We start from the raw sequence: 22,955 nt of genomic DNA on the forward strand, positions 1-22,955 counted from the left end.
GGCGGCGGCCGCGGCGCCGATGGTGCCGGGGACCGGTGGTCGAGGAGCGAGCCGCAAGCACGCGTATCGAGACCGTGCACGACGATCTCGATACGCGGCGACTGCGTGGGCGCTACTCGATCATCGATGCCGCGACGGGCGCGAACGGCACGTGCGCGCCGATCACCGTGGGACCGCCCTCGGGGCTGTCGACCACGAGCAGCCCGCGGAGGCCCTGCACGCGCTCCTCGAGTCCGGCGAGGCCGTGTCCCGGTCGCGGCGAGGCTCCGCCGTGCCCGTTGTCGGTGACCCAGAGGTCGAGCCAGTGCCCCGACGCTCCCGTGTCGCGGCTCGCGATCCGCAGTCGGATCGCGCTCGCGCCCGAGTGCTTGGCCGCGTTGGTGAGGAGCTCGGCGGCGATGAAGTACGCGTTGCGTTCGATGGCGGCCGGCAGCGGGGCATCCGTCGCGAGCCGGTTCTCGAACTCGACCGGCACCGGGCTGCGGGCCGCGAGCGACTCGAGGGCGCTCGCGAGGCCGCGGTCCTGCAGGAGCGGCGGGGCGAACCCGCGGGAGAGCGCGCGCAGTTCGTCGAGCGCCTCGCGGGCCTGGTCGCGCGCCTCGCCGACGAGGGCCTTCGCCGAGTCGGGATCGTGCTCGAGCCGCCGCTCGATCGTCGCGAGGTCCATCTGCAGGCGCACGAGCCGCTGCTGCGGGCCGTCGTGGATGTCGCGTTCGAGACGGCGCAGCGAGGCGTCCTCGGCCTGCACGGCCGCGCCACGCGATGCGGCCAGCGAGGCGACCTCGCGCTCGAGGGCCTCGGAGCGCCAGGCCCCGAGCATGCCGCGGGCGATGCCGTCGTGCATGAGCGTGAGCCCACGGAACACGAGCGGCAGGGTGAGCGCGAAGATCACGCCGACGAGGACCTCGAGCACGCGCTCGCCGAACACGGGATCGATGGGCGCCGCGTCGGGGAAGAACCGCTCGAGCAGCCACTGGTTGAGCCAGAACGTGCGCTCCTGGTTCGGGATGAGCGGCTGCCAGATCCAGCCGGTCAGCCCGGCGAGCGCCGTCGTGGTCCACGCCACGGTGAGGCTCCACGAGACGATGCTCACGATGGGGTTCACGATGAGCGCGTGCAGCAGGTACAGCCAGTAGTGGCCGTCGATGAACGGCCCGAAGACGGCGCGCCAGAACCCCTGGGCGCCGTCGACGCGTTCCCAGGCCGGCCGGCGGATCTCGGGGCGCCCGGCCCAGCGCAGGCGGACGAGCTCGAGCGTGCCGAAACCGCGCGCGATGTAGAACGACGCGACCATGAGGAAGATGCCGACGACGATCGCGACGAGGCCGAGGCCGGTGAAGAACACCGTCGAGATGATGGTGAGCCCGATGATCGCGATGGGCATCGTGAGGATGAGGAAGCCGAACTCGCGGGGCACGGCCGCCCAGAGGGAGCCGTAGCCGCGGCGGCGCGGCGCGGCATCCGTGGCGCTCGTCGTGGTCGTCGACATCGGTGCGGTGCTCGCCCCCTCGGCGGTGGTGGTGGGGTGGAGGATCGCGGTCGTGGGATCCGCGGCTCCGTTCCCGGGTCGGTCGGTGGGCACGGTGTCAGTGCTCATGGTCGGTTTCTCCTGTCATCGTGGCAGACGTGCCCGGTTCGACGACGGCGAACTGGCCCATCATGCCCTGGTCCTCGTGCCACAGCAGGTGGCAGTGGTACATGTACGGGGTGTCGGGATCGGTGTAGTCCTCGAAGCGCATGAGGAGCTCATACTCCCGCTGCGGCTCGGCGTGGATGGTGTCCTTCCAGCCGGCGAGCTCGGGCGGCGGCGGCGCGCCGTCGATGGACGAGACCCGGAACTGCACGTCGTGCACGTGGAAGCTGTGCGGCACCTCGGTGTCGTTCGTGACGACCCAGCGCTCGAGCGTGTCGACGGTCACGGTCTCGTCGATGCGGCCCAGGTCCATGGCGTGCCCGTTGATCTGGAAGCTGTCGTCGAGGCGGAACGTGCGCGTGGTCGCGACGTCCGCCTCGTCGTAGGGCTCGATCGTCGCGAGGCGCTCGGGCACCGGGTTCGCTGCGGTGAGCTCGTCGGCGGCACGCACCTCGAGCACGTCGAAGGAGTCGGTGTTACCGTTCATCGCGGCCACAGGCCCGACCATGCCGGCCGCCTCGGCGGTCATCTCCGACCGCAGCACGACCCGTTCGCCCGGCGTCAGGTACACGAGCACCTCGGCCCGCTCCCCCGGTGACAGCACGATGCGGTCCAGCGGCACGGATGCCTCGAGCAGCCCGCCGTCGGTCGCGATGAGCTCCACGGGGCGGTCGTCCGACCAGGTGAACCCGTACGTGCGCGCGGTCGACGCGTTGAGCAGGCGGAGCCGGACGAGCTCGTTCCTCGCGTCGAGGTACGGCGTGCGGGTGCCGTTGACGAGGAGCTCGTCGCCCAGTCCGCCCGCGTATCCGCGAACGCGAGACTCGCGGCGCCCATCGGACGAGAAGCCGGTGTCCTGCACGATCACGGGGATGTCGTCGACGCCGTAGTCCGAGGGCAGGCCGAGCGCCCGCTCCGCGGGGTCGTGCAGCAGGAACATGCCCGCGAGGCCGCGGGCGACGTGCTCCTCGGTCTCGCCGTGCGGGTGCGGGTGGTACCAGAGCGTCGCCGCCGGCTGGTCGATCGTCCATGTCGGGGACCACGTGGCATCCGGCTGGACCATCTGGTGCGGGCCGCCGTCCATCTCGGCGGGCAGGTGCATGCCGTGCCAGTGCACGGTCGTGGGCTCGTCGAGCGAGTCGGTCACCTCGACTCGCACGCGCTCACCGCGGTCGGCGACGAGCGTCGGCCCGAGGTAGGTGCCGTTGAAGCCCCACGTGTCGCTCGGCACGCCCGGCTCGAACTCGGTCGTACCCGCCTGCGCCTCGAGCGAGAACACGCGCGTGTCGTCGGCGTCGACCGTCGACTCGGCGAGCGGCGGGATGGCGAGCGGCCGGTCGAAGTCGACCGTCCCGACCGTGTCGACGGGCCCGGGCCCGGCGATCCCGCACCCGGCGAAGGCGACGGCGACGAGGGCGCCCGACGCCACGGCGGCGAGAGCGGTGAGCGCGGCCTTCGGACGGCGGATCCCGGTGGCGGCGATGCGTGGTGCTGGCATGCTTCCAGCCTCGCGACGGCGGCGCTGTCACCCCATCCGGCGGGCGACCGGATCGGCGCGGGGGTTATCCCCCGCTACCTACCGGAGAGTCGCGTGGGTGATGCGGCCGCCGACGAGCGTGGCGGCCACGGGCATGGTGCGCAGTTCGTCGACGGATGCCGCGTACGGGTCGCGCTCGAGCACCGCGAGGTCGGCGCGCAGTCCGACCTGCACCTCGTGGCCTGCGCCCCCCGTCGAGGCGGCGAGCGCGGCGCGCACGTCGATCGCCTGCTCGGGATGCCAGGGCTCCCGTCCGTCCCGGGCGCGGCCCACCGCGGCGGCGATCGCCACCCACGGGTCGAGCGGCGCCACGGGAGCATCCGAGCCGAGCGCGAGCTCGACGCCCGCGCCCTGGAGCTCGGCGAGCATGAAGGCGCGATCCGTGCGACCCGCCCAGTACTTGTCGGCGACGTCGCGGTCGTCCATGGCGTGCTCGGGCTGCACGCTCGCGACGATGCCGAGCCGGGCGAACCGGGCGACGTCCTCGTGGCGCAGCAGCTGGGCGTGCTCCACGGACCCGCGGCAGCCGACCTCCTCGAACGCGTCGAGCACGCGGGCGTTCGCGCGGTCGCCGATGGCGTGGATCGCAGGTGTCAGCCCGCCCTCGTGCGCGCGGCGCATGAGCGGCACCAGCTCGTCGTACGCGATCGTGGCGAGTCCGTACGGGTGCTCGTGCCCGTCGAGGCCCGGGTACGGGTCGAAGCACCACGCGGTGCGGGTGTTGAGCGAGCCGTCGGTGATGGCCTTCGCGCCGCCGACCGTCACGAGCCGGCCGGTGCCCTCGACCACCTCGCCGGTGCGCAGGCCCTCGGCGATCGCGCGGTCGAGGTGCTGCGGGTAGATCCCGAACGCGACGCGCAGCGGCCAGTCGCCGCCGGCCGCCCTGCGGGCCCAGTCGTCGCGGTTCCACCGCATCTCGTAGTCGACGACCCCGACGACCCCGCGGGCGGCGGCGCGAACGGCCGCGTCGGCGACCCACCCGTCGAGCACGTCGTCGGCGACGTCGTCGAGTTCGCGCACGAGGCGGAAGCAGGCGTCCTCGCGGAGGATCCCGTCGCCGGGAGCGTCCACGCCGTGACGGCGGGCGGCGGCCGAGTTGACCCAGCAGGCGTGCAGGTCGGCGGCGACGAGCACGACCGGGACCTCGCCCGAGACCGCGTCGAGCAGCGAGAGGCTCGCGGCATCCGGCCACAGCCCGTCGCGGTAGCCGAACCCGATCACCTCGGGCTCGCCCGCATCGACCGCGGCGCGCACGAGCGCGGCGGTCTCGGCAGCGGAGGCCGCGCCGGCGAGGTCGAGCCGCCGCGAGACCATGGCCCACTGCGAGAGGTGCACGTGCCGGTCGTGCAGGCCGGGGACGATCCATCGCCCGTCGAGGTCCACGCGCTCGGCGTCGGACCCCGCGTCCGTCGACGCGCCATGCGGTACGACCTCCGCGACGACGCCGTCGGCGACGAGCACGTCGACGGCCTCGGGCGCACCGGGGAGGCGGGCACCCTCGAGGAGCAGCGCGCTCACGCGCGAGCCGCCCGCAGGGCCTCGTGCGTGCGGCGCATCTCCGCGGCGAGCGCCGGGCTGGCGTACGGACCGTCGCCCTCGAGCTCGCCGATGATGCGGTCGACCGTCTCGTCGGGCCTGTTCTGGCTCATCTTGTTCTTCGCGACGAACCGCGTGATCGGGACGCGCAGGCCCACCGTGCCCGTGGCGATGCGATCGGCGTAAGCGGAGTTCTCGGGCGTCCCGCGCATGCGGCGCGGTTCGGGCAGGGCGTCCTCGAAGTGGTCGACGAGCGACTCGAGCACGCGCAGGTTCGCGTCGGCGTCGAGCAGCTCGGGCGTGCCGTAGAGGTGCGCGGTCACGAAGTTCCACGTCGGGACGGCCGGGTTCGCGTCGTACCAGCCCGGCGAGATGTAGCCGTGCGGGCCCTGCACGATGACCATGACCTCGTGCCGGCCGAGCTCGTGCACGACCTCGTCGGGGCGGCCGACGTGAGTGAGCAGGACGATGCCGTCTGCGGTCTCGTCGAGCAGCACCGGGTAGTGGCTGGCGACGAGGCCCGCGGCATCCGTGGAGCTCACGATCGTCATCCACGGGTGCTCGCGGATCAGCCGCTTCACACCCTCCTCGCTCGCCAGCGTGAAGCTCGGGTTCTGTCGCATGATGCTCCGGTTCGTCGTGCTCGTTCGGTCTCGAAACGCGTGCTTCGCTCGCTACTCGACCAGCGGAAGGGTCAGGCCTGGCAGTAGGGGCACCAGTAGAGCTTTCGGGCGCCCATCTCCTCGAGCACGATGTTCGTGCCGCACACCCGGCACGGCAGGCCCTCGCGCTTGTAGACCCAGTGCCGGTCGTCGCGGTTGGCCATCGCGGCGCGGTACTCGTCGGGATCGAGGTCGTCCATGGTCATCATCTGGCCGGTCTCCACGCCGATGCGCAGGAGCTTCGCCCAGTCCGTCCACAGGTGGCGCACGTGCTCCTCGGGCACGTCCCTGCCGGACGTGTGCGGGTTCTGCTTCGCACGGAACAGGAGCTCGGCGCGGTACACGTTGCCGATGCCGGCGACGACGTCCTGGTCCATGAGCAGGAGGCCGATCGGCACGCCCTTGCGGCGGACCGTGCGGGTGAACCGCTCCTCGGCCGCTGGGCCGTCGTCGATGAGCGGATCGGGTCCGAGCTTCGACACGATGCGCTCGACCTGCGCCGGGTCGAGCACCTCGCACCGGGTGGGACCGCGCAGGTCGGCCACGATCGTCTCGGTGAGCAGGCGCACCCGGACCTGGCCGATGGGCTCGGGCGGGAACGTCTCGAGCCCGTTCGCCTCCTTCTCGGACTCCGACATGCGCAGTCGGGTACGGCGCGGCGCACCGATGGAAGTGAGCGAGTTCTCACCGGCGGAATCGAGGATCGCCGCGTCAGGGTCGACCGCATCGGGGTTGGGGCCCTCGAGGAACGTGCCGCGCTGGTTCGTCTGCCCCATGCGTCCGTTGGCCGAGGCGATCGTGGGGTCGAGCAGGATGTCACCGGCGAAGTCCCACGCGCCGTACAGGCCGAGGTGCACGCGGAGCCAGCGGTCGCCCTCGAACCCGAGGAACATCTGCTTGCCCACGGCGCGGGCGTCCGTCATCCGTCGCCCGTCGAGCTCGGCCGCACCCAGCGCGAACCGGCCCTGCGGGCTGGAGGCGTGCACGACGTGCCCGACGAAGTTCCGGTCGAACTGCCGGGCGATCCGGTGGATCGAGTGGCCCTCGGGCACCTGCGCTGCTTCCTACGCCTCGTCGGCGTCCGACGGCTCGTGGTCGACGCCCTTGCCGACGATGTCGCCCGTCGTCTCGTACTCGGCGAGCTGGGCGATGCGGCGCACGTGGCGCTCGTCGCCCGAGAACGGCTCGGCGATGAACGCGTCGATGTAGCGGATCGCCTCCTCGACGGTGTGCTGGCGCGCACCGATCGAGATGACGTTGGCGTCGTTGTGCTGGCGGGCGAGGATCGCGGTGTCCATGCTCCACACGAGCGCCGCGCGGATGCCCGCCACCTTGTTCGCGGCGATCTGCTCGCCGTTGCCCGAGCCGCCGAACACGACGCCGAGCGTGCGCACCCCGGCGGCCTGGTCGCGCGCGACCGCCTGCGCCGCGTTGATGCAGAAGGCCGGGTAGTCGTCGAGCGGGTCGTACCCGGTGGGGCCGTGATCGACGACGTCGTGACCGCCGTTGGTCAGGTGGTCGACGAGCGTGCGGCTGAACTCGAGGCCGGCGTGGTCGGTCGCGATGTGGATGCGCATGCGCCCAAGTCTAGGGATTCGGCACCCACCGGACGGCACGCCCGTGGGGCTGGGCCCAGGCCAGCTGCACGCCGTCGAGCGCCAGCACGAGATCCGAGCTCTCGTTGGGCACGTCCTCCCGAACGCGGATGCCGGGCGTGACGCTGCGCGCCTCCACCGAGAGCCAGTGCCCGGGCAACCGGCGGACGTGTTCGGCGAAGCGCGCGCGACCGGCCTCGTCGAGGTACATGAGCACCGCCGTATGGAATACGACGAGGGTCGCCCCGTCGGGCACCTGTGCGGCGACGGCGTCGAGCTCGGCGTCGAGGTCGCCGGCCACGATGTGCGGCGGATCGGCCCCGGCGATGGCGGCGGCGGACCGCAGGCGAGCCCGCCGATCGTCGTGCTCGGGCCAGATGAGGGCGTCGAGCCATGCGACGTCGTCGGGATGCCGCACGTCGAGCGGGTTCAGGTCGATGCCGCCGCGCCACACGACCTCCGGGAGGCGGTCGGGCACCGGCACCTCGCCTTCGGTGACGCAGTCGAGCACGACCGAGCTGGGTCCGTCCACCGGGTCGAGCCGCGGATGCCCCGAATACCGGTAGCTGTAGCGATCGGGGTAGAGGCACAGCCCGGCCGAGGTGCCCACCTCGAGCAGCGCGAGCGGGCCGACGATCCCGGCGAGCGCGGGCACGTGCAGCGCGCAGCGCGCCGCCTCGTTCGTCTGCGTCGCGTGCGAGAGCGCCGTCGCGCGCACCTCGATCCAGTGGTCGTGCAGCCAGTCGCGGAACAGGTGGTACGGACCCGCTGGCGCGCCCTGGAACCGCGACGCCGAGAACACGAGGTTCGGCTGGCGCTTCGGCGCCGGCAGCTCGTCGATGAGCGCCACCGTCGCGGGGTCGTCGGCGATCCCGAGCGCCCACGCCTCGTACGTGGCCGACATCCCCCGAGCCTCGACCTCGCCGAAGACCCGGTATCGCTCGGCCGTCGGGGCCGCGGCATCCGTGGACTTCATGCCGCCACCGTAAGACGGCCGACCCACCCGGTCAACGTGCGCGCGGTCCGCCTGCCGCCTTCTGGGGGCGGCGCGACGACGACCGTCGGCAGTAGGCTCGCGCGCAGCCGGGTCGGCCGGAACGGAGGTCGGATGCTGGTCGTGATCGTGAGCGGCGCCCTGCTCGCCCTCGCCGTGGTGCTCTGCGTGGTCTGGAGCCGCGAGCGGCTCGTCGAGCCCGCGCTGCCTGGGCCTGCGTCGGATGCCGCGGGCTCGGCCTCTGCGCCGACGGCGCCCCGGTTGCGACGCCACCTCGACGGGCTCCGGCTCTACGCCTGGTGGGTGTCGATGTTCCTCGTCGCGGCCACGGCCTCCACCCTCCTCGTCACCGGAGCGGGCGGGCGGCTCGCCATGCGCCTGCTGGCGCTCACCTCCCCCGAGGCGACCGGACGCCTCACGGAGGCCTCGGCGACCGTGGGCGAGATCACGTTCGAGGGCACGCTGGGGTTCCTCGTCTTCGGCGCCCTGCCGTTCGCGTTCGCATCGACCGCGCTCTACCTGCTCGTGGCGCCGTGGCTGCCGCCCGGGCGCCTCGCGGGTCCGACGTTCGGACTCGCCGTGTTCGTGATCGTGTCGCCGTTCATCGACCCGCTCCGCTCCGACAACGTGGACTTCGACATCGTCGGGCCGGGCTGGCTGTCGGTGCTCGTGTTCGCCGCGCTCGCCGTCGTGCAGGGCGCGTTCCTCGCCGCGTTCGCCGGCCGGCTCAGCCGGAGCCTGCCGCTCATGACGCGGGCGAACTGGGCCGACACCGTCCTGCCGCTGGTCCTCGGCGTCGTACTCTGGCCGCTCGGCGCGATCCTCGCGGTCGGCGCGCTGGTGACCTTCTCGCTCCCCCGGCTGCTGCCGTGGTTCCTCGGGGTGCGCGCCTCGAGGGCCGGCGTCATCGTCGGACGAGTGCTGCTCGTGCTCGGCGTCGTCGCGGCGCTGCCCGCGTTCGCGGCATCCGTCGTCTCGATCTGGGGCCGCTGACCCGGTCGCACGCCGCGTCGGGCGGACCTGAGCACGCGCTGGGGAGCTCCCCGGACGCGGGGCTAGGCTGGGACACGTTGCCTGCGGCCACGAGCCGCGAAGACTGCGAAGGAGCGCACGTGCCCGGAGAGAACCTCACCCGCATCGAAGCCGAGGAGCGCGCCGCGCTCGTCACGGTCCACGACTACGACGTCGTGCTCGACGTGACCACCGGCCCCGACGTGTTCCGATCGACGACCACCGTGCGGTTCGCCGCGCGCGCCGGTGCGTCGACGTTCATCGACGCGATCACCGCGGCCGTGCACTCGGTGACCCTCAACGGCGTGGAGCTCGACCCGGCCGAGGTCAGCGACGGCGTCCGGATCCAGCTGTCCGACCTCGCCGACGAGAACGAGCTCGTCATCGTGGCCGACGGCCGCTACATGCACACGGGCGAGGGCCTGCACCGCTTCGTCGACCCGGTCGACGGCGAGGCGTACCTCTACACCCAGTTCGAGGTGCCCGACTCGCGCCGCATGTTCGCGGTGTTCGAGCAGCCCGACCTGAAGGCCGCGTTCCGCTTCACGGTGACCGCGCCGGCGCACTGGGAGGTCGTGTCGAACTCGCCCACGCCGGTCCCTGAGCCCGTCGAAGGGTCCGACGCCGACGGCAACCCCCGATCCACCTGGGCGTTCGAGCCGACCCCGCGCATCTCGAGCTACATCACCGCGCTCATCGCCGGCCCCTACGCGGTCGTGCGCGACGAGCTCACCTCGGCCGACGGCCGCGTCATCCCGCTCGGCGTGTTCAGCCGCAAGAGCCTCTCCCAGTACCTCGACGCCGACTACATCTTCGAGAAGACGAAGCAGGGCTTCGAGTACTTCGAGGCGAAGTTCGACGTGCCCTACCCCTTCGCGAAGTACGACCAGCTCTTCGTGCCCGAGTACAACGCGGGCGCCATGGAGAACGCGGGCGCGGTGACGTTCACCGAGTTCTACGTGTTCCGGTCGAAGGTGACGGATGCCGTGCGCGAGCGTCGAGTCGTCACGATCCTGCACGAGCTCGCCCACATGTGGTTCGGCGACCTCGTGACCATGAAGTGGTGGAACGACCTCTGGCTCAACGAGTCGTTCGCGGAGTGGGCGTCGACCATCGCCACCGCCGAGGCCACCGAGTGGACCGAGGCGTGGACGACCTTCAACTCGATGGAGAAGAACTGGGCCTACCGCCAGGACCAGCTCCCGTCGACGCACCCGGTCGTGGCGACGATCAACGACCTCGAGGACGTGCAGGTCAACTTCGACGGCATCACCTACGCCAAGGGCGGCTCTGTGCTGAAGCAGCTCGTCGCCTGGGTCGGCGTCGAGGCGTTCTTCGCCGGCGTCTCGGCCTACTTCAAGAAGCACGGCTGGGGCAACACGACCCTCGCCGACCTCCTCGCCGAGCTCGAGGTCTCGAGCGGCCGCGACCTCTCCGACTGGTCGGGCCTCTGGCTCGAGACGGCGGGCGTCAACACGCTGCGTCCCGAGATCGAGACGGATGACGCGGGCGTGATCTCCGCGTTCGCCGTGCTGCAGTCGGCGCCCGCCGACCACCCGACCATCCGCCCGCACCGGCTCGCGATCGGGTTCTACAACCTGCACGACGGCAAGCTCGTGCGCGACCACCGCGTGGAGCTCGACGTCGACGGCGAGCGCACCGAGATCGCCGAGCTCGTCGGCCTCGCGCGCCCCGACCTCGTGCTCCTCAACGACGACGACCTCGCCTACGCCAAGATCCGCCTCGACGAGGCGTCGCATGGCGTCGCCCTCGCGAACCTCTCCGAGATCGAGGACCCGCTGGCGCGCGCCCTGGTGTGGAGCTCGGTATGGGATGCCACGCGCGACGCGGAGACCCGGGCGAGCGACTACCTCGCGCTCGTGCTCGGCAACATCGCGAGCGAGACCGAGTCGACGACGCTGCGCATCGTCCTCGCGAACTCGATCCTGGCGGCGAGCGCCTACACGGCGCCCGAGCGTCGCGCCGACGCGCGCCGCGCCCTCGCCGACGGGTTCTGGCGCCTCGCGCAGGAGGCCGAGCCCGGGAGCGACGCGCAGTTCCAGTTCGTGATGAACTTCGCCGCGATCGCCGAGTCGGGGTCGCAGGTCGACCAGCTCGTCGCGCTCTACGACGGTTCGCTCGCGCTGGAGGGCCTCGAGATCGACACCGACCTCGGCTGGGAGCTGCTCATCGCGCTCGTCGCGTCGGGCCGCGCCGGCGACGCCGAGATCGACGAGCGCCTCGCGTCCGACAACACGGCGACCGGCCAGCAGTCGGCCGCGCACGCCCGCGCCGCGATCCAGACGCCCGAGGGCAAGGAGCGCGCGTGGGCGTCGCTCATCGACGTCGACACGGCGACGAACACCGTCGTGCGCGAGACGGCCGAGGGCTTCCTCCGTGCGAGCGACCCGGCACTGCTCGAGGCGTTCGTGGCGCGGTACTTCGCGATGCTCGAGGACGTCTGGGCGAAGCGCAGCTACGCGATCGCCGAGAAGCTCGTCGACGGCCTCTACCCGTCGCCGCTCGCGAACCGCGCCATCGCCGACGCGAGCCGCACCTGGCTCGACACCCACCCCGACGTCCCCGCGCTGCGCCGCCTCGTGGTGGAGCGGCTCGCCGGGATCGACCGGGCGCTCGCCGCGCAGGAGCGCGACGCGCAGGACGCGTAGTCGCGGCATCCGCCCGACCTGACAGCACCGCCGGCACCGCCGCACGACCCGAACCGACCCGAACACGCACGAACGCACGACGGAGGCACGCATGCCACGGCCCGACCTGACCCGAGACGAAGCCGAGGCCCGTGCCTCCGTCGTCGCCGCGCCCGCCTACGAGGTCGACCTCGACCTCACGGGCGACGGCGACGCGTTCCGCTCGACCACCGTCGTGCGCTTCCGCGCCGAGCCGGGCGCCGCGACGTTCATCGAGTCGACGACGCGTGAGCTGCACCAGCTCGAGCTCAACGGGCGGGCGCTCGACCCGGCCGAGGTGAGCGACGGGTTCCGGATCCGGCTCGACGACCTCGCAGCCGAGAACGAGCTGCGGGTCGTGTCGACGCGCGAGTACACGAACACGGGCGAGGGCCTGCACCGGTTCGTGGACCCGGTCGACGACGCCGTGTACCTCTACACCGAGTTCGCGGTCGCGGAGGCGAATCGGGTGTACGCGGTGTTCGACCAGCCCGACCTGAAGGCGTCGGTGCGGTTCACGATCACCGCGCCCGCCGGCTGGCAGGTGCTGAGCAACGCGCCGACGCCGGTCCCGACGCTGCTCGCTGAGCCCGTCGAAGCGAGCGCGCTCGCGGTACTCCCTTCGACGGGCTCAGGGAGCGGCAGTTCGACGGACTCAGGGAGCGGCAGCGCGACCTGGGCGTTCGAGACCGGACCGGTGATCTCGAGCTACATCGTCGCGATCGTCGCCGGGCCGTACGCGGCCTGGCGCGGGTCGGCCCGCAGCGTCGACGGGCGCGACGTGCCCCTCGGGCTCTTCACGCGCGCGTCGCTCGCGCAGTACGCGGAGCCCGACGTCATGTTCGAGACGGTGCAGGCGGGGCTGGCCTTCTACGAGGCGGCCTTCGGCGTGCCCTACCCCTATGGCAAGTACGACCAGATCTTCGTGCCCGAGTACAACTGGGGCGCCATGGAGAACGTCGGCGCGGTCACCTTCAACGAGGGCTACCTGTTCCGCTCCCGCGTCTCGGACGCGCGGCGCGAGCAGCGCGCGATCGTCGTGCTGCACGAGCTCAGCCACATGTGGTTCGGCAACTCGGTGACCATGCGATGGTGGAACGACCTCTGGCTGAACGAGTCGTTCGCCACTTGGGCGTCGACGCTCGCCACCTCGCAGGTCACCGAGTTCACCGGCGTGTGGGCCACCTTCGCGAGCGACGAGAAGACGCACGCCGCCGAGCAGGACCAGCTCCCCTCGACGCACCCGATCGTCGCCGAGATCCGCGACCTCGCCGACGTCGAGGTGAACTTCGACGCGATCACCTACGACAAGGGCGCCTCGGTCCTGAAGCAGCTCGTCGCGTGGGTCGGCCTCGCCGCGTTCCAGCGCGGTGTCGGCGCGTACCTGCGCGCCAACGCGGGCGGCAACGCCACGCTGCGCGACCTGCTCGACGAGCTCGAGCGGGCGAGCGGCCGCGAGCTCACCCGCTGGTCGCAGCTCTGGCTCGAGACCGCGGGCGTGAACACGCTGCGTGCGGTCGTCGAGACGGATGCCGCGGGCCTGATCACCTCGGCCCGCGTCGAGCAGACCGCCGCGGAGGACCACCCCACCCTCCGCCCGCACCGCGTGGCCCTCGGCTGCTACTCCAGCGACGAGCACGGACGCCTCGTGCGCACCGACCGCGTGGAGCTCGACGTCGACGGACCGTCGACCGACGTGCCCGAGCTCGTCGGCCTGGCGCGTCCCGACCTGCTGCTCGTGAACGACGACGACCTCACCTACGCGAAGGTGCGCCTCGACGCCGCCTCGTTCGACACGGCCGTGCGCCGGCTGTCGGAGCTCGCCGAACCGGTGGCGCGGGCCGTCGTGCTCGGCTCGGCGTGGGACGCGGTGCGCGACGCCGAACTGCCCGCGAGCGACTACGTGCGGCTCGTGCTCGCCGCGATCGGCCACGAGACGCAATCGGCCGCGCGCGGGCTCGCGCTGGCTCGACTCGAGGTCGCGCTCAGCCGCTACCTCGCCGACGACCACCGCGAGCAGCTCGCGTCCGAGACCGGCGACGCCGTCTGGGCGCTCGGCGAGCTCGCCGCGCCCGGCTCGGACGCGCAGCTCCAGCTCGTCAAGGCGTTCACGCGCATCGCCTCGACGCAGGCGCATGCCGACGTGCTCGGGAGCCTCCTCGACGGCTCGATCCGGCTCGACGGGCTCGAGGTCGACCTCGACCTGCGCTGGGAGCTCGTGATCGCCCGGGCGACGCTCGGCGCGGCATCCGACGAGGAGATCGACGCCGCCCTCGCGCACGACGACACCTCGAAGGGTCGCCAGCTCGCCGAGACCGCACGGGCAGCCCGCCCCGACCCGGTCGGGAAGGACATCGCCTGGCACCGCGTCGCGACCGACACGAGCCTCTCGAACGACCTCGCCCGCGCGATCGCCGAGGGCTGGCGCCGCACGACGCAGCCCGAGCTGCTCGCGCCCACGGCCACCGACTACTTCGCGATGCTGCAGCGGGCCTGGGCGGAGCGGAGCTTCACGATGGCTTCGCTCGTCGTGTCGCGGCTCTTCCCCGCGCCGCTCGTCGACGAGGAGCTCGCCGAGATGACCAGGGCCTGGCTCGCGTCGAACGCCGAGCCCGCGCCGCTGCACCGACTCGTGTCCGAGCAGCTCGACGAGCTCGACCGCGCGCTCGCCGCGCGCGCCCGCGACGCGGTCGCGCTCTCGGGCGCCGTCCAGTAGCTCCTCGATAGACTCGCTCAGATGTTCCTGGCAGAAGAACCGACCGTCCCGCCGCTCGACGAGACGCCGCTGAGCGGGGACTTCTGGTCGAGCCTGGCGGCGTACTGGGCCGAGAACTGGGACCTGATCGTCGGCAAGCTCATCGCGATCGCGGTCATCATCGCCATCGCGTTCCTCATCCGGTGGATCCTGCACTTCGTGATCGACCGCGTCGTGAACCGCATCGTCACGGGCGTGAAGAGGAAGCAGGACGTCACGGACACCCAGGCCCTGCAGGCCTCGCCGCTCGCCGCCGTGCGGGTCGTGCAGCGCACCCGCACCCTCGGCACGGTGCTGCGGAACGTCGTGAACGTGACGCTGTTCATCATCGTGACGCTCATGATCGTGAACGTGATCGACCCGTCGATCCTCGGCTCGTTCGCGCTCCTCTCCGCCGCGATCGGCGCCGGCCTCGGCTTCGGCGCGCAGAACATCGTGAAGGACGTCCTGAACGGCCTGTTCATGGTCGTCGAGGACCAGCTCGGCGTCGGCGACGTGGTCGACCTCGGTCCGGCGACGGGCATCGTCGAGGAGGTGCAGATCCGCATCACGAAGGTGCGCGACGTGAACGGCACGCTCTGGTTCGTCCGCAACGGCGAGATCCTGCGGGTCGGCAACATGTCGCAGGGTTGGGCCCGCGTCATCCTCGACCTCGCGGTGCCATACGAGGCCGACGTCGAGGCCGTCGAGTCCGAGATGCTGCGCACCGCCGTCGAGATGTCGCAGTCGGGCAAGTGGCGCTCGCGCATCCTCGAGAAGCCCGAGATCTGGGGCCTCGAGTCGATCTCCGACGACGCGATGGTCATCCGCATCGTCATGAAGGTGCGCACGTCGTCGAAGGACGACGTCGCCCGCGAGCTGCGCACCCGCCTCAAGCACTCGCTCGACGCGATGGACGTGCGCCTGCCGAGCCTGTCCAGCGTCGTGCTGTCGGGCTTCGACGGCGCGACCCGCATCAAGGGCGCGAAGCCGCCGAAGACGGCGCCGAACGCCGTCGTGGGCGACGGCGTGGGCTCCGGCGTCGCGACCAAGGTGAAGACCCCCAGGGCGCCGCGCGCGCCGAAGACGCCGACCACGCCGAACCCCCCGAGCAGCGGAGACAAGCCGTGACCGACCAGACCACGCCCGCGGCATCCGGGCCCGTGCAGCCGGCGAACGTGCCGCTGCGCGGCACCGAGCACGGGGCCGCCCTCGGGCCGTCGTTCTACGAGGCCGTCGGCGGACGCGCGACGTTCGAGCAGCTCGTGCACGAGTTCTACCGCGGCGTCGCCGAGGACCCCGTGCTGCGCCCGATGTACCCCGAGGAGGACCTCGGGCCCGCGGCCGAGCGCCTCACCATGTTCCTCGAGCAGTACTGGGGCGGCCCCGGCACCTACAGCGAGCAGCGGGGTCACCCCCGGCTGCGGATGCGGCATCTGCCGTTCAAGGTCAATCCCGACGCCCGCGACCGCTGGCTCGCGCACATGCGGGCCGCGGTCGACTCCCTCGACCTGCCGCCGCTCGCCGAGGAGACGCTGTGGGACTACCTGCAGCGCGCGGCGTTCGCGATGGTCAACACGTTCGAGGACTGACAAGGCGCGACCGCGTTCCTCCGCGCGGGCAGTAGCATCGCCACGGCGGCACCCTCACCGCCGACCCGCCCTCGCGGCATCCGCTGAACCACCCCCGCGGCGCCGCCGGACCGCTCGCGGCACTGCCGCCGCACCACCGAGACGAAGGAGTCCCACGTGGCCGCCACCTCCGCATCCCGCCCCGAGCCCGACGCGATCATCGTCGGCGCGGGCCTGTCCGGCCTCGTCGCGGCCGCCGAGCTCGTCGACGCCGGCAAGCGCGTCGTGATCGTCGAGCAGGAGCCCGAGGCGAGCCTCGGCGGGCAGGCGCACTGGTCGTTCGGCGGGCTGTTCCTCGTCGACTCCCCCGAGCAGCGCCGCATGGGGGTGAAGGACTCGCTCGAGCTCGCCCGCCAGGACTGGTCGGGCACCGCGGGCTTCGACCGCGACACCGACGAGTGGGGCCGGAAGTGGGCCGAGGCGTACCTCGAGTTCGCCGCCGGCGAGAAGCGAGCGTGGCTGCACGAGAAGGGCGTCCGGTTCTTCCCCGTCGTCGGCTGGGCCGAGCGCGGCGGCTACAACGCCATCGGGCACGGCAACTCGGTGCCGCGGTTCCACATCACCTGGGGCACGGGCCCCGGCGTGCTCGCGCCCTTCATCGCGCGCGTGCAGGCGGGCGCCGCCGCCGGCTTGGTCGAGCTGCGCCATCGGCACCGGGTCGACGAGCTCATCGTCGAGCAGGGCACGGTCGTCGGCGTGCGCGGCGCCGTGCTCGCTCCGGATGCCGCGGGGCGCGGCGAGCCGAGCAACCGCGACGTGGTCGGCGACTTCGAGTTCCGCGCGCCCGCGGTGGTCGTCGCCTCCGGCGGCATCGGCGGCAACCACGACCTCGTGCGGGAGTACTGGCCCGAGCGCATGGGCGCCGCGCCCGAGGAACTGCTCTCGGGCGTGCCTGCCCACGTCGACGGACGCATGCTGCCCATCGCCGAGCAGGCGGGCGCACGGCTCGTGAACCGCGACCGCATGTGGCACTACACCGAGGGCATCACGAACTGGGACCCGGTCTGGCCCTCCCACGGCATCCGAATCCTGCCCGGCCCGTCGTCGCTCTGGTTCGACGCGGAGGGCCGACGGCTCCCGGTGCCGCTCTTCCCCGGCTTCGACACGCTCGGCACGCTCGAGCACATCGTCTCCACCGGCTACGCGCACTCCTGGTTCGTGCTCACGCAGAAGATCATCGAGAAGGAGTTCGCCCTCTCGGGCAGCGAGCAGAATCCCGACCTCACCGGCAAGGACCTGAAGCTCCTCGCCGAGCGGATCGGCTCCGGCGCTCCCGGGCCCGTCGAGGCGTTCAAGCGGCACGGCGTCGACTTCGTGGTGGCCGACACGCTGCCCGAGCTGTTCGAGGGCATGCGCGCCCTCTCCCCCGAGGCGGCCATCGACACCGAGAACATCGAGCGCGAGATCGTGGCTCGCGACCGCGAGCTCGACAACGAGTTCTCGAAGGACCTGCAGCTCACGGCGGTCCGCGGCGCACGGAAGTACCGCGGCGACAAGCTCATCCGCGTCGCTACCCCGCACCGCATCCTCGACCCGAAGGCGGGCCCGCTCATCGCAGTGAAGCTGCACCTGCTCACGCGCAAGAGCCTCGGCGGCATCCAGACCGACCTCGACTCGCGCGCGCTCGCGCCCGACGGGTCGGTGCTGCCCGGACTCTACGCGGTGGGCGAGGCCGCCGGCTTCGGCGGCGGCGGCGTGCACGGCTACCGGGCGCTCGAGGGCACGTTCCTAGGCGGATGCCTCTTCACCGGTCGTGCGGCCGGTCGGTCGATCGCCGCAACCGCGGAGTGAGGAGGCGCGAAACGCCGTCTCGAGATCCGCACCCGCGGCGACCGGCTTTCGAGACGACCGCTGCGCGGTCTCCTCGACCCTCGGAAGGTCTACGCCTTCAGCGTCCAGGGCTTGCGGCGCACGAGCACGTGGCCCCGTCGCGTGGTGAGCCGTGTCCACGGTCCCGTCTCGAACAGGCGCACCGGGTCGTCGCCGAGGAACCCCAGGCTGAACGCCGCGAACGCGGCGCCCGTCGGCACGTACTCGAGTCCGTCGACCCCGCGTCCCCAGACCTCGGAGCGCACGCGCTGCACGAGCTGCTCGCCCGTGCCGGCGGGGATGGCGGCGGCGACCTCGTCGATGCCGCCACGTGCGGCGGACTCGAGCGTCGCGGCATCCGCCTCGCCGAGCGCGCGCCAGCCGCCCCGCGGCGGCGAGATGCCCGCCCACGTGACCGTGTTGACCTCGGGCGGCCGCGACATCGTGACCGGCCGCGACTCCTGGTCGTCGGCGAGCTGGTCGCGCAGGCGGACGATGCGCTCGACGAGCGAGCGCATCGGCACGACGGCGTCGAAGTCCTCGGTGTCGCGCAGCTCGAACGTGCGCAGGCCGAGCACGGTCGGGCTCTCGTCGAGGATGCCGCGAGGGTAGAGGATCGCCGTGTAGACCGCGAGGATGCCGTTGCCCGCGATCAACCGGACGGAGCCGTCCTCGACGCGCCCGGCGCGCTGCAGGTACGTGTGCAGGTCGCCGAGCGCGAGGCTGTCTGCGAGCGTCAGTTGCTGGACCATCTGCTCCTAAACTACCAAGGAGCGCCGCCGCCCCCGGCGGGCCGCGCTTCCACCGGGTCGCGGCCCAGCCCCACCGACACGGAGGAACGATGAACGGTCCCATCGACGGCCTGCTGAGCACGCTGCACCTCACCGACACGGGGGCGCGCACGCATGAGGACATCTTCACGGGTCCGTCGCAGTGGATGCCGCTCGGCCGCGTCTTCGGCGGGCAGGTGCTCGCGCAGTCGATCGTGGCGGCGATGCACACCGTGCCCGCCGACCGGCAGATCCACTCGATGCACGGCTACTTCCTGCGCCCCGGCGACGTGCAGCACCCCATCACCTTCTCGGTCGACCGCATCCACGACGGACGCTCGTTCTCGACCCGGCGCACGCAGGCGTTCCAGCACGGCGAGCCGATCCTGTCGCTCATCGCGTCGTTCCAGACCCACGACGAGGGCGTCGAGCACCAGATGGAGATGCCCGACGACCTGCCCGACCCCGAGTCGCTGCCGTCGACCGCCGACGTGCTCGGCCACCTCGACCACGACGTCGCGCGGTACTGGTCGAGCGAGCGGGCGTTCGACGTGCGGCACATCCCGTCGCCCGTGTACCTCCGCGTCGACGGCGAGCGCGTGCCGCGCCAGGCGGTGTGGATGAAGGCGTTCGGCCGTCTGCCCGACGACCCGAAGATCCACCGGGCGGCGCTCGCGTACGCGAGCGACTACTCGATCCTCGAGCCGGTCCTTCGCGCCCACGGCGTCGCCTGGGCCACGCCGGGACTCAAGGTGGCGAGCCTCGACCACGCGATGTGGTGGCACCGCGATGCGCGGGTCGACGAGTGGCTGCTCTACGTGCAGGAGTCCCCGTCGGCGAGCGGTGGGCGCGGCCTGTCGCTCGGCCGCATCTACACGCGCGAGGGCGTGTTGGTGGCGAGCGTGGCGCAGGAGGGCATGGTGCGCGTGCCGCATCCCGAGGAGGTCGACTGAGCGTCGACTGAACTCATCGCCCCTCCGTCTCGTTGTCTCGACACCGGTGTGCGAACGGGATGCTTCGGGCGAGTTCCATTCGACTGAATAGATCCTGTGGGTTGCGGCCCTGCGACCACCGGCGACCCCAGAATGGGGCAAGGCGCGCACACGGCGCGAGCGATGGCGAGACGCGAGGAGCCCAGGCGATGACGGATCCCACCGACCTCACGAGGCGCACCGTGTTGACGCTCGGGTCGTTCGGCGCATTCGGGGGCGCACTCGTGCTCGCCGGCTGCTCGACGGATGCCTCCGACGGCAGCGGGTCCCCGACCGCGTCGCCGTCGCCGACGCTCACCGAGGAGCCCGGGACCGAACCCACGACCGCACCCGATGCGCCGGCCGTCGGCGAGGACGTCGCGGCGCTCGCGGACGTGCCGGTCGGCGGCAGCATCGACGCGACGATCAACGGGCAGCCGGCGCTCATCGCGCAGCCGACGGCCGGGCAGGTCGTCGCGTTCAGCGCGATCTGCACGCACCAGCAGTGCGTGGTCGCAGCAGCCGGGTCGGAGTTCGACTGCCCGTGCCACGGCTCGAGGTTCGACGCGGCCACGGGCGACGTGCTGAACGGGCCGGCGCTCGAGCCGCTCTCGCCGATCGCGGTGTCGGTGTCGGGCGACCGCATCGTCGCGGCCTCCTGAGCGACCGCGCATGGACTACATCTTCGACGACCTGCCGCTGCACGTGCTGCTCGTGCACGCGGTCATCGTGCTCGTGCCGCTCGTGGGCCTCGCGCTCGTCGTGATCGCGGCCTGGCCGGCCGCGCGGCGCGTGCTGTGGCTGCCGCTCCTCATCGCGGCCGCGCTGCTCGTGCCGCTCGGCCTCGTCACGATCGAGGCCGGCAAGTGGCTGCAGGCCCGCGTTCCGGTGGCGCCGCTGATCCAGGAGCACACGAGCATCGGCGAGTCGATCGTGCCGTGGCTGTGGGCGCTGCTCGGGGTCGCGGTGCTGGTGGCGGCGTGGGCGGTGATCGAACTGGTCGCTGCGCGACGTTCGGCGGACTCCGTGGACGCCGACGATCGGCGCCTGGCCCGCGGCATCCGGATCGCCGTGGGCGCCGTGCTGACGATCGCCGCACTGGCCGTGACCGCCGGCGCCTCGTGGACGGTCTTCCAGATCGGCGAGTCGGGCAGTCGAGCCGTCTGGGAGGGGTCGTTCAGCGACGAGCCGCTCGAGCGGTGACGTTGCTCGAGCGGACGCGCCTCAGCGACGGCGGAACGTGATGGGCTCGCCCAGGTAGGGCTCCCAGGCCGCGCGCTCGCGATCGTCGATGCGGCGCGGCCGCTCGGTCGCGGCGTCGACGAGGACGATCGTGGTCACCGCTCGCGTGTACAGCACGCGCGGCTCGACTCCCTCGGGCGAGAAGACCTCGTAGCAGACGTCGAGGCTCGCGCCGCCCATGTGCCCGATCCACAGCTCGATGTCGACCGGCTGGCGCTGGTACGGGATCGGCGCGAGGTACTCGACCTCCTGGCGCGCGATGAGCGTGATGGTGGTCGCGCCCGGAGTCGCGTCGAGCACGGCCGTGGATGCCCCCACCGCGTGCTCGGACGTGTCGTCGCTCACCCAGAACGCCTGGATGCGAGCCTCCTCGAGGAGGCTCAGCATCCGGGCGTTGTTCACGTGGCCGTAGGCATCGAGGTCGCTCCAGCGGAGCGGCGTCGGCACGTGGAGGCGCATCTCAGTCCCTCGTGAGCTTCCGGTACGTCGAGCGATGAGGCTTCGCAGCCTCGGGGCCGAGGCGCTCGACCTTGTTGGCCTCGTACGCCTCGAAGTTGCCCTCGAACCAGTACCAGTTGTCGGGGTCGTCGTCGGTGCCCTCGTAGGCGAGGATGTGCGTCGCGATGCGGTCGAGGAACCATCGGTCGTGGGTGATGACCACGGCGCAGCCGGGGAACTCGAGGAGCGCGTTCTCGAGGCTCGACAGCGTTTCGACGTCGAGGTCGTTCGTCGGCTCGTCGAGCAGCAGCAGGTTGCCGCCCTGCTTGAGCGTGAGCGCGAGGTTCAGGCGGTTGCGCTCACCACCCGAGAGCACGCCGGCCTTCTTCTGCTGGTCGGGTCCCTTGAATCCGAACGTCGAGACGTAAGCGCGGCTCGGCACCTCGGTCTTGCCGACCTGGATGTAGTCGAGCCCGTCGGAGACGACCTCCCAGAGCGACTTGTTGGGGTCGATGCCGCCGCGCGACTGGTCGACGTAGGAGATCTTCACGGTCTCGCCGACCTTCAGGTCGCCGCCGTCGAGCGGCTCGAGGCCGACGATCGCCTTGAACAGCGTCGTCTTGCCGACGCCGTTCGGGCCGATGATGCCCACGATGCCGTTGCGCGGGAGCGAGAAGCTCAGCCCGTCGATGAGCGAGCGGTCGCCGAAGCCCTTCTCGAGCTTCTTCGCCTCCAGCACGACGTCGCCCAGGCGCGGCCCCGGCGGGATCTGGATCTCCTCGAAGTCGAGCTTCCGCGTGCGGTCGGCCTCCGCCGCCATCTCCTCGTAGCGAGCGAGGCGCGCCTTCGACTTCGCCTGGCGGCCCTTGGCGTTCGAGCGGACCCACTCGAGCTCGTCCTTCAGGCGCTTCTGGAGCTTCTGGTCCTTCTTGCCCTGGACCTGGAGGCGCTCGGCCTTCTTCTCGAGGTAGGTCGAGTAGTTGCCCTCGTAGGGGTAGAGGCGACCGCGGTCGACCTCGCAGATCCACTCTGCGACGTGATCGAGGAAGTACCGGTCGTGCGTGACCGCGAGCACGGCGCCGGGGTACTTCGCGAGGTGCTGCTCGAGCCAGAGCACGCTCTCGGCGTCGAGGTGGTTGGTGGGCTCGTCGAGGAGCAGGAGGTCGGGCTTCTGCAGCAGCAGCTTGCACAGCGCGACGCGGCGCTTCTCACCGCCCGAGAGCACGGAGACCGGGCTGTCGCCCGGCGGGCAGCGCAGCGCGTCCATCGCCTGGTCGAGCTGGGAGTCGAGGTCCCACGCGTCGGCCGCGTCGATGTCCTCCTGCAGCGTGCCCATCTCGGCGAGGAGCTTGTCGAAGTCCGCGTCGGGGTCGGCCATCGCCGCCGAGATCTCGTTGAACCGGTCGAGCTTCGCCTTGATCGGGCCGACGCCCTCCTGGACGTTCTCGAGCACGGTCTTCGACTCGTCGAGCACCGGCTCCTGCATCAGGATGCCGACGCTGTAGCCGGGGGTGAGCCGCGCCTCGCCGTTGGACGGGTGGTCGAGCCCGGCCATGATCTTGAGGATCGTGGACTTGCCGGCCCCATTCGGGCCGACGACGCCGATCTTGGCTCCGGGGAGGAACGCCATCGTGACGTCATCGAGAATGACCTTGTCGCCGACCGCCTTGCGGGCGCGCACCATCGAGTAAATGTAATCCGCCAT

The 22,955-nt window shown here is 71.8% G+C and carries 19 protein-coding genes; 9 read left to right on the top strand and 10 right to left on the bottom strand.

Annotated features, from left to right (window positions below):
* Positions 1-112: 112 nt before the first annotated feature.
* The 7 genes from ACFVN5_RS10200 to ACFVN5_RS10230 all read right to left on the bottom strand — a co-directional run bounded on the left by ACFVN5_RS10200 (position 113) and on the right by ACFVN5_RS10230 (position 7,939).
* On the bottom strand, positions 113-1,597 hold the full coding sequence (locus ACFVN5_RS10200; RefSeq protein WP_376954954.1) for a sensor histidine kinase: 1,485 nt from the start codon (positions 1,595-1,597) through the stop codon (positions 113-115).
* Positions 1,587-3,131: a multicopper oxidase family protein gene (locus ACFVN5_RS10205; RefSeq protein WP_376954955.1), complete on the bottom strand. Its 1,545-nt coding sequence runs from the start codon at positions 3,129-3,131 to the stop codon at positions 1,587-1,589. Before ACFVN5_RS10205 ends, ACFVN5_RS10200 begins: the two co-directional genes overlap by 11 nt.
* A gap of 78 nt (positions 3,132-3,209) precedes the next feature.
* Positions 3,210-4,688 carry an amidohydrolase gene (locus tag ACFVN5_RS10210; protein WP_376954956.1) on the bottom strand — a complete coding sequence of 493 codons (1,479 nt, stop codon included), beginning with the start codon at positions 4,686-4,688 and terminating at the stop codon, positions 3,210-3,212.
* Positions 4,685-5,329, bottom strand: a complete 645-nt coding sequence (locus tag ACFVN5_RS10215; RefSeq protein WP_376954957.1) for an FMN-binding negative transcriptional regulator — start codon at positions 5,327-5,329, stop codon at positions 4,685-4,687. The genes ACFVN5_RS10210 and ACFVN5_RS10215 overlap by 4 nt, the downstream gene beginning before the upstream one ends.
* 71 nt (positions 5,330-5,400) lie before the next feature.
* Positions 5,401-6,420, bottom strand: coding sequence for an Fpg/Nei family DNA glycosylase (locus ACFVN5_RS10220; RefSeq protein WP_376954958.1), 1,020 nt, complete (start codon positions 6,418-6,420; stop codon positions 5,401-5,403).
* Between the two features lie 12 nt (positions 6,421-6,432).
* Positions 6,433-6,945 carry a ribose-5-phosphate isomerase gene (locus tag ACFVN5_RS10225; protein ID WP_376954959.1) on the bottom strand — a complete coding sequence of 171 codons (513 nt, stop codon included), beginning with the start codon at positions 6,943-6,945 and terminating at the stop codon, positions 6,433-6,435.
* A 10-nt stretch (positions 6,946-6,955) separates the two neighbouring features.
* Positions 6,956-7,939: a DUF2332 domain-containing protein gene (locus ACFVN5_RS10230; RefSeq protein ID WP_376954961.1), complete on the bottom strand. Its 984-nt coding sequence runs from the start codon at positions 7,937-7,939 to the stop codon at positions 6,956-6,958.
* A 132-nt stretch (positions 7,940-8,071) separates the two neighbouring features.
* Here ACFVN5_RS10230 and ACFVN5_RS10235 point away from each other — a divergent pair, with 132 nt between their 5' ends.
* From ACFVN5_RS10235 to ACFVN5_RS10260, 6 genes are all read left to right on the top strand, one after another.
* The gene (locus ACFVN5_RS10235; protein WP_376954963.1) at positions 8,072-8,950 is read left to right on the top strand and encodes a hypothetical protein; all 879 of its coding nucleotides are present in this window, start codon (positions 8,072-8,074) and stop codon (positions 8,948-8,950) included.
* A gap of 119 nt (positions 8,951-9,069) precedes the next feature.
* Complete coding sequence (pepN, locus tag ACFVN5_RS10240) at positions 9,070-11,637, top strand: aminopeptidase N (protein ID WP_376954964.1); 2,568 nt, start codon at positions 9,070-9,072, stop codon at positions 11,635-11,637.
* Positions 11,638-11,728: 91 nt separating this feature from the next.
* Positions 11,729-14,371: an aminopeptidase N gene (gene pepN / locus ACFVN5_RS10245; RefSeq protein ID WP_376954965.1), complete on the top strand. Its 2,643-nt coding sequence runs from the start codon at positions 11,729-11,731 to the stop codon at positions 14,369-14,371.
* Between the two features lie 21 nt (positions 14,372-14,392).
* On the top strand, positions 14,393-15,520 hold the full coding sequence (locus ACFVN5_RS10250) for a mechanosensitive ion channel family protein (RefSeq protein ID WP_376954966.1): 1,128 nt from the start codon (positions 14,393-14,395) through the stop codon (positions 15,518-15,520).
* A 53-nt stretch (positions 15,521-15,573) separates the two neighbouring features.
* On the top strand, positions 15,574-15,981 hold the full coding sequence (locus tag ACFVN5_RS10255) for a globin (RefSeq protein WP_376955636.1): 408 nt from the start codon (positions 15,574-15,576) through the stop codon (positions 15,979-15,981).
* A gap of 156 nt (positions 15,982-16,137) precedes the next feature.
* Positions 16,138-17,811: an FAD-binding dehydrogenase gene (locus tag ACFVN5_RS10260; RefSeq protein WP_376954967.1), complete on the top strand. Its 1,674-nt coding sequence runs from the start codon at positions 16,138-16,140 to the stop codon at positions 17,809-17,811.
* A gap of 89 nt (positions 17,812-17,900) precedes the next feature.
* On the opposite strand, the gene ACFVN5_RS10265 is transcribed toward ACFVN5_RS10260, so the two are convergent.
* Positions 17,901-18,581: a hypothetical protein gene (locus tag ACFVN5_RS10265; RefSeq protein ID WP_376954969.1), complete on the bottom strand. Its 681-nt coding sequence runs from the start codon at positions 18,579-18,581 to the stop codon at positions 17,901-17,903.
* 89 nt (positions 18,582-18,670) lie between these two features.
* Here ACFVN5_RS10265 and ACFVN5_RS10270 point away from each other — a divergent pair, with 89 nt between their 5' ends.
* The 3 genes from ACFVN5_RS10270 (at position 18,671) to ACFVN5_RS10280 (ending at position 20,773) form a co-directional block, all read left to right on the top strand.
* Entirely contained in the window at positions 18,671-19,552 is an 882-nt protein-coding gene (locus tag ACFVN5_RS10270) for an acyl-CoA thioesterase (protein WP_376954970.1), read from the top strand.
* A gap of 188 nt (positions 19,553-19,740) precedes the next feature.
* Complete coding sequence (locus ACFVN5_RS10275; protein ID WP_376954971.1) at positions 19,741-20,232, top strand: ubiquinol-cytochrome c reductase iron-sulfur subunit; 492 nt, start codon at positions 19,741-19,743, stop codon at positions 20,230-20,232.
* 10 nt (positions 20,233-20,242) lie between these two features.
* A complete protein-coding gene (locus ACFVN5_RS10280; RefSeq protein ID WP_376954972.1) occupies positions 20,243-20,773 on the top strand; it encodes a hypothetical protein in 531 nt (176 codons plus the stop codon).
* 21 nt (positions 20,774-20,794) lie between these two features.
* Here ACFVN5_RS10280 and ACFVN5_RS10285 read toward each other — a convergent pair whose 3' ends face one another.
* Both ACFVN5_RS10285 and ettA read right to left on the bottom strand, forming a co-directional pair.
* Positions 20,795-21,271 (bottom strand): acyl-CoA thioesterase, encoded by a 477-nt coding sequence (locus ACFVN5_RS10285; protein ID WP_376954974.1) that lies wholly within the window; start codon positions 21,269-21,271, stop codon positions 20,795-20,797.
* Between the two features lies 1 nt (position 21,272).
* Positions 21,273-22,955, bottom strand: coding sequence for an energy-dependent translational throttle protein EttA (gene ettA / locus ACFVN5_RS10290; protein WP_376954975.1), 1,683 nt, complete (start codon positions 22,953-22,955; stop codon positions 21,273-21,275).

Source organism: Agromyces sp. NPDC057865 (assembly GCF_042796995.1).
Taxonomy (GTDB): domain Bacteria; phylum Actinomycetota; class Actinomycetes; order Actinomycetales; family Microbacteriaceae; genus Agromyces.

Bases quoted from the DNA above. Each gene is read 5' to 3' on its own strand.
- ACFVN5_RS10200 (WP_376954954.1), bottom strand. From the start codon at position 1,597: ATGAGCACTGACACCGTGCCCACCGACCGACCCGGGAACGGAGCCGCG.
- ACFVN5_RS10205 (WP_376954955.1), bottom strand. From the start codon at position 3,131: ATGCCAGCACCACGCATCGCCGCCACCGGGATCCGCCGTCCGAAGGCC.
- ACFVN5_RS10215 (WP_376954957.1), bottom strand. From the start codon at position 5,329: ATGCGACAGAACCCGAGCTTCACGCTGGCGAGCGAGGAGGGTGTGAAG.
- ACFVN5_RS10225 (WP_376954959.1), bottom strand. From the start codon at position 6,945: ATGCGCATCCACATCGCGACCGACCACGCCGGCCTCGAGTTCAGCCGC.
- ACFVN5_RS10230 (WP_376954961.1), bottom strand. From the start codon at position 7,939: ATGAAGTCCACGGATGCCGCGGCCCCGACGGCCGAGCGATACCGGGTC.
- ACFVN5_RS10235 (WP_376954963.1), top strand. From the start codon at position 8,072: ATGCTGGTCGTGATCGTGAGCGGCGCCCTGCTCGCCCTCGCCGTGGTG.
- pepN (WP_376954965.1), top strand. From the start codon at position 11,729: ATGCCACGGCCCGACCTGACCCGAGACGAAGCCGAGGCCCGTGCCTCC.
- ACFVN5_RS10250 (WP_376954966.1), top strand. From the start codon at position 14,393: ATGTTCCTGGCAGAAGAACCGACCGTCCCGCCGCTCGACGAGACGCCG.
- ACFVN5_RS10265 (WP_376954969.1), bottom strand. From the start codon at position 18,581: ATGGTCCAGCAACTGACGCTCGCAGACAGCCTCGCGCTCGGCGACCTG.
- ACFVN5_RS10270 (WP_376954970.1), top strand. From the start codon at position 18,671: ATGAACGGTCCCATCGACGGCCTGCTGAGCACGCTGCACCTCACCGAC.
- ACFVN5_RS10275 (WP_376954971.1), top strand. From the start codon at position 19,741: ATGACGGATCCCACCGACCTCACGAGGCGCACCGTGTTGACGCTCGGG.
- ACFVN5_RS10280 (WP_376954972.1), top strand. From the start codon at position 20,243: ATGGACTACATCTTCGACGACCTGCCGCTGCACGTGCTGCTCGTGCAC.
- ACFVN5_RS10285 (WP_376954974.1), bottom strand. From the start codon at position 21,271: ATGCGCCTCCACGTGCCGACGCCGCTCCGCTGGAGCGACCTCGATGCC.
- ettA (WP_376954975.1), bottom strand. From the start codon at position 22,955: ATGGCGGATTACATTTACTCGATGGTGCGCGCCCGCAAGGCGGTCGGC.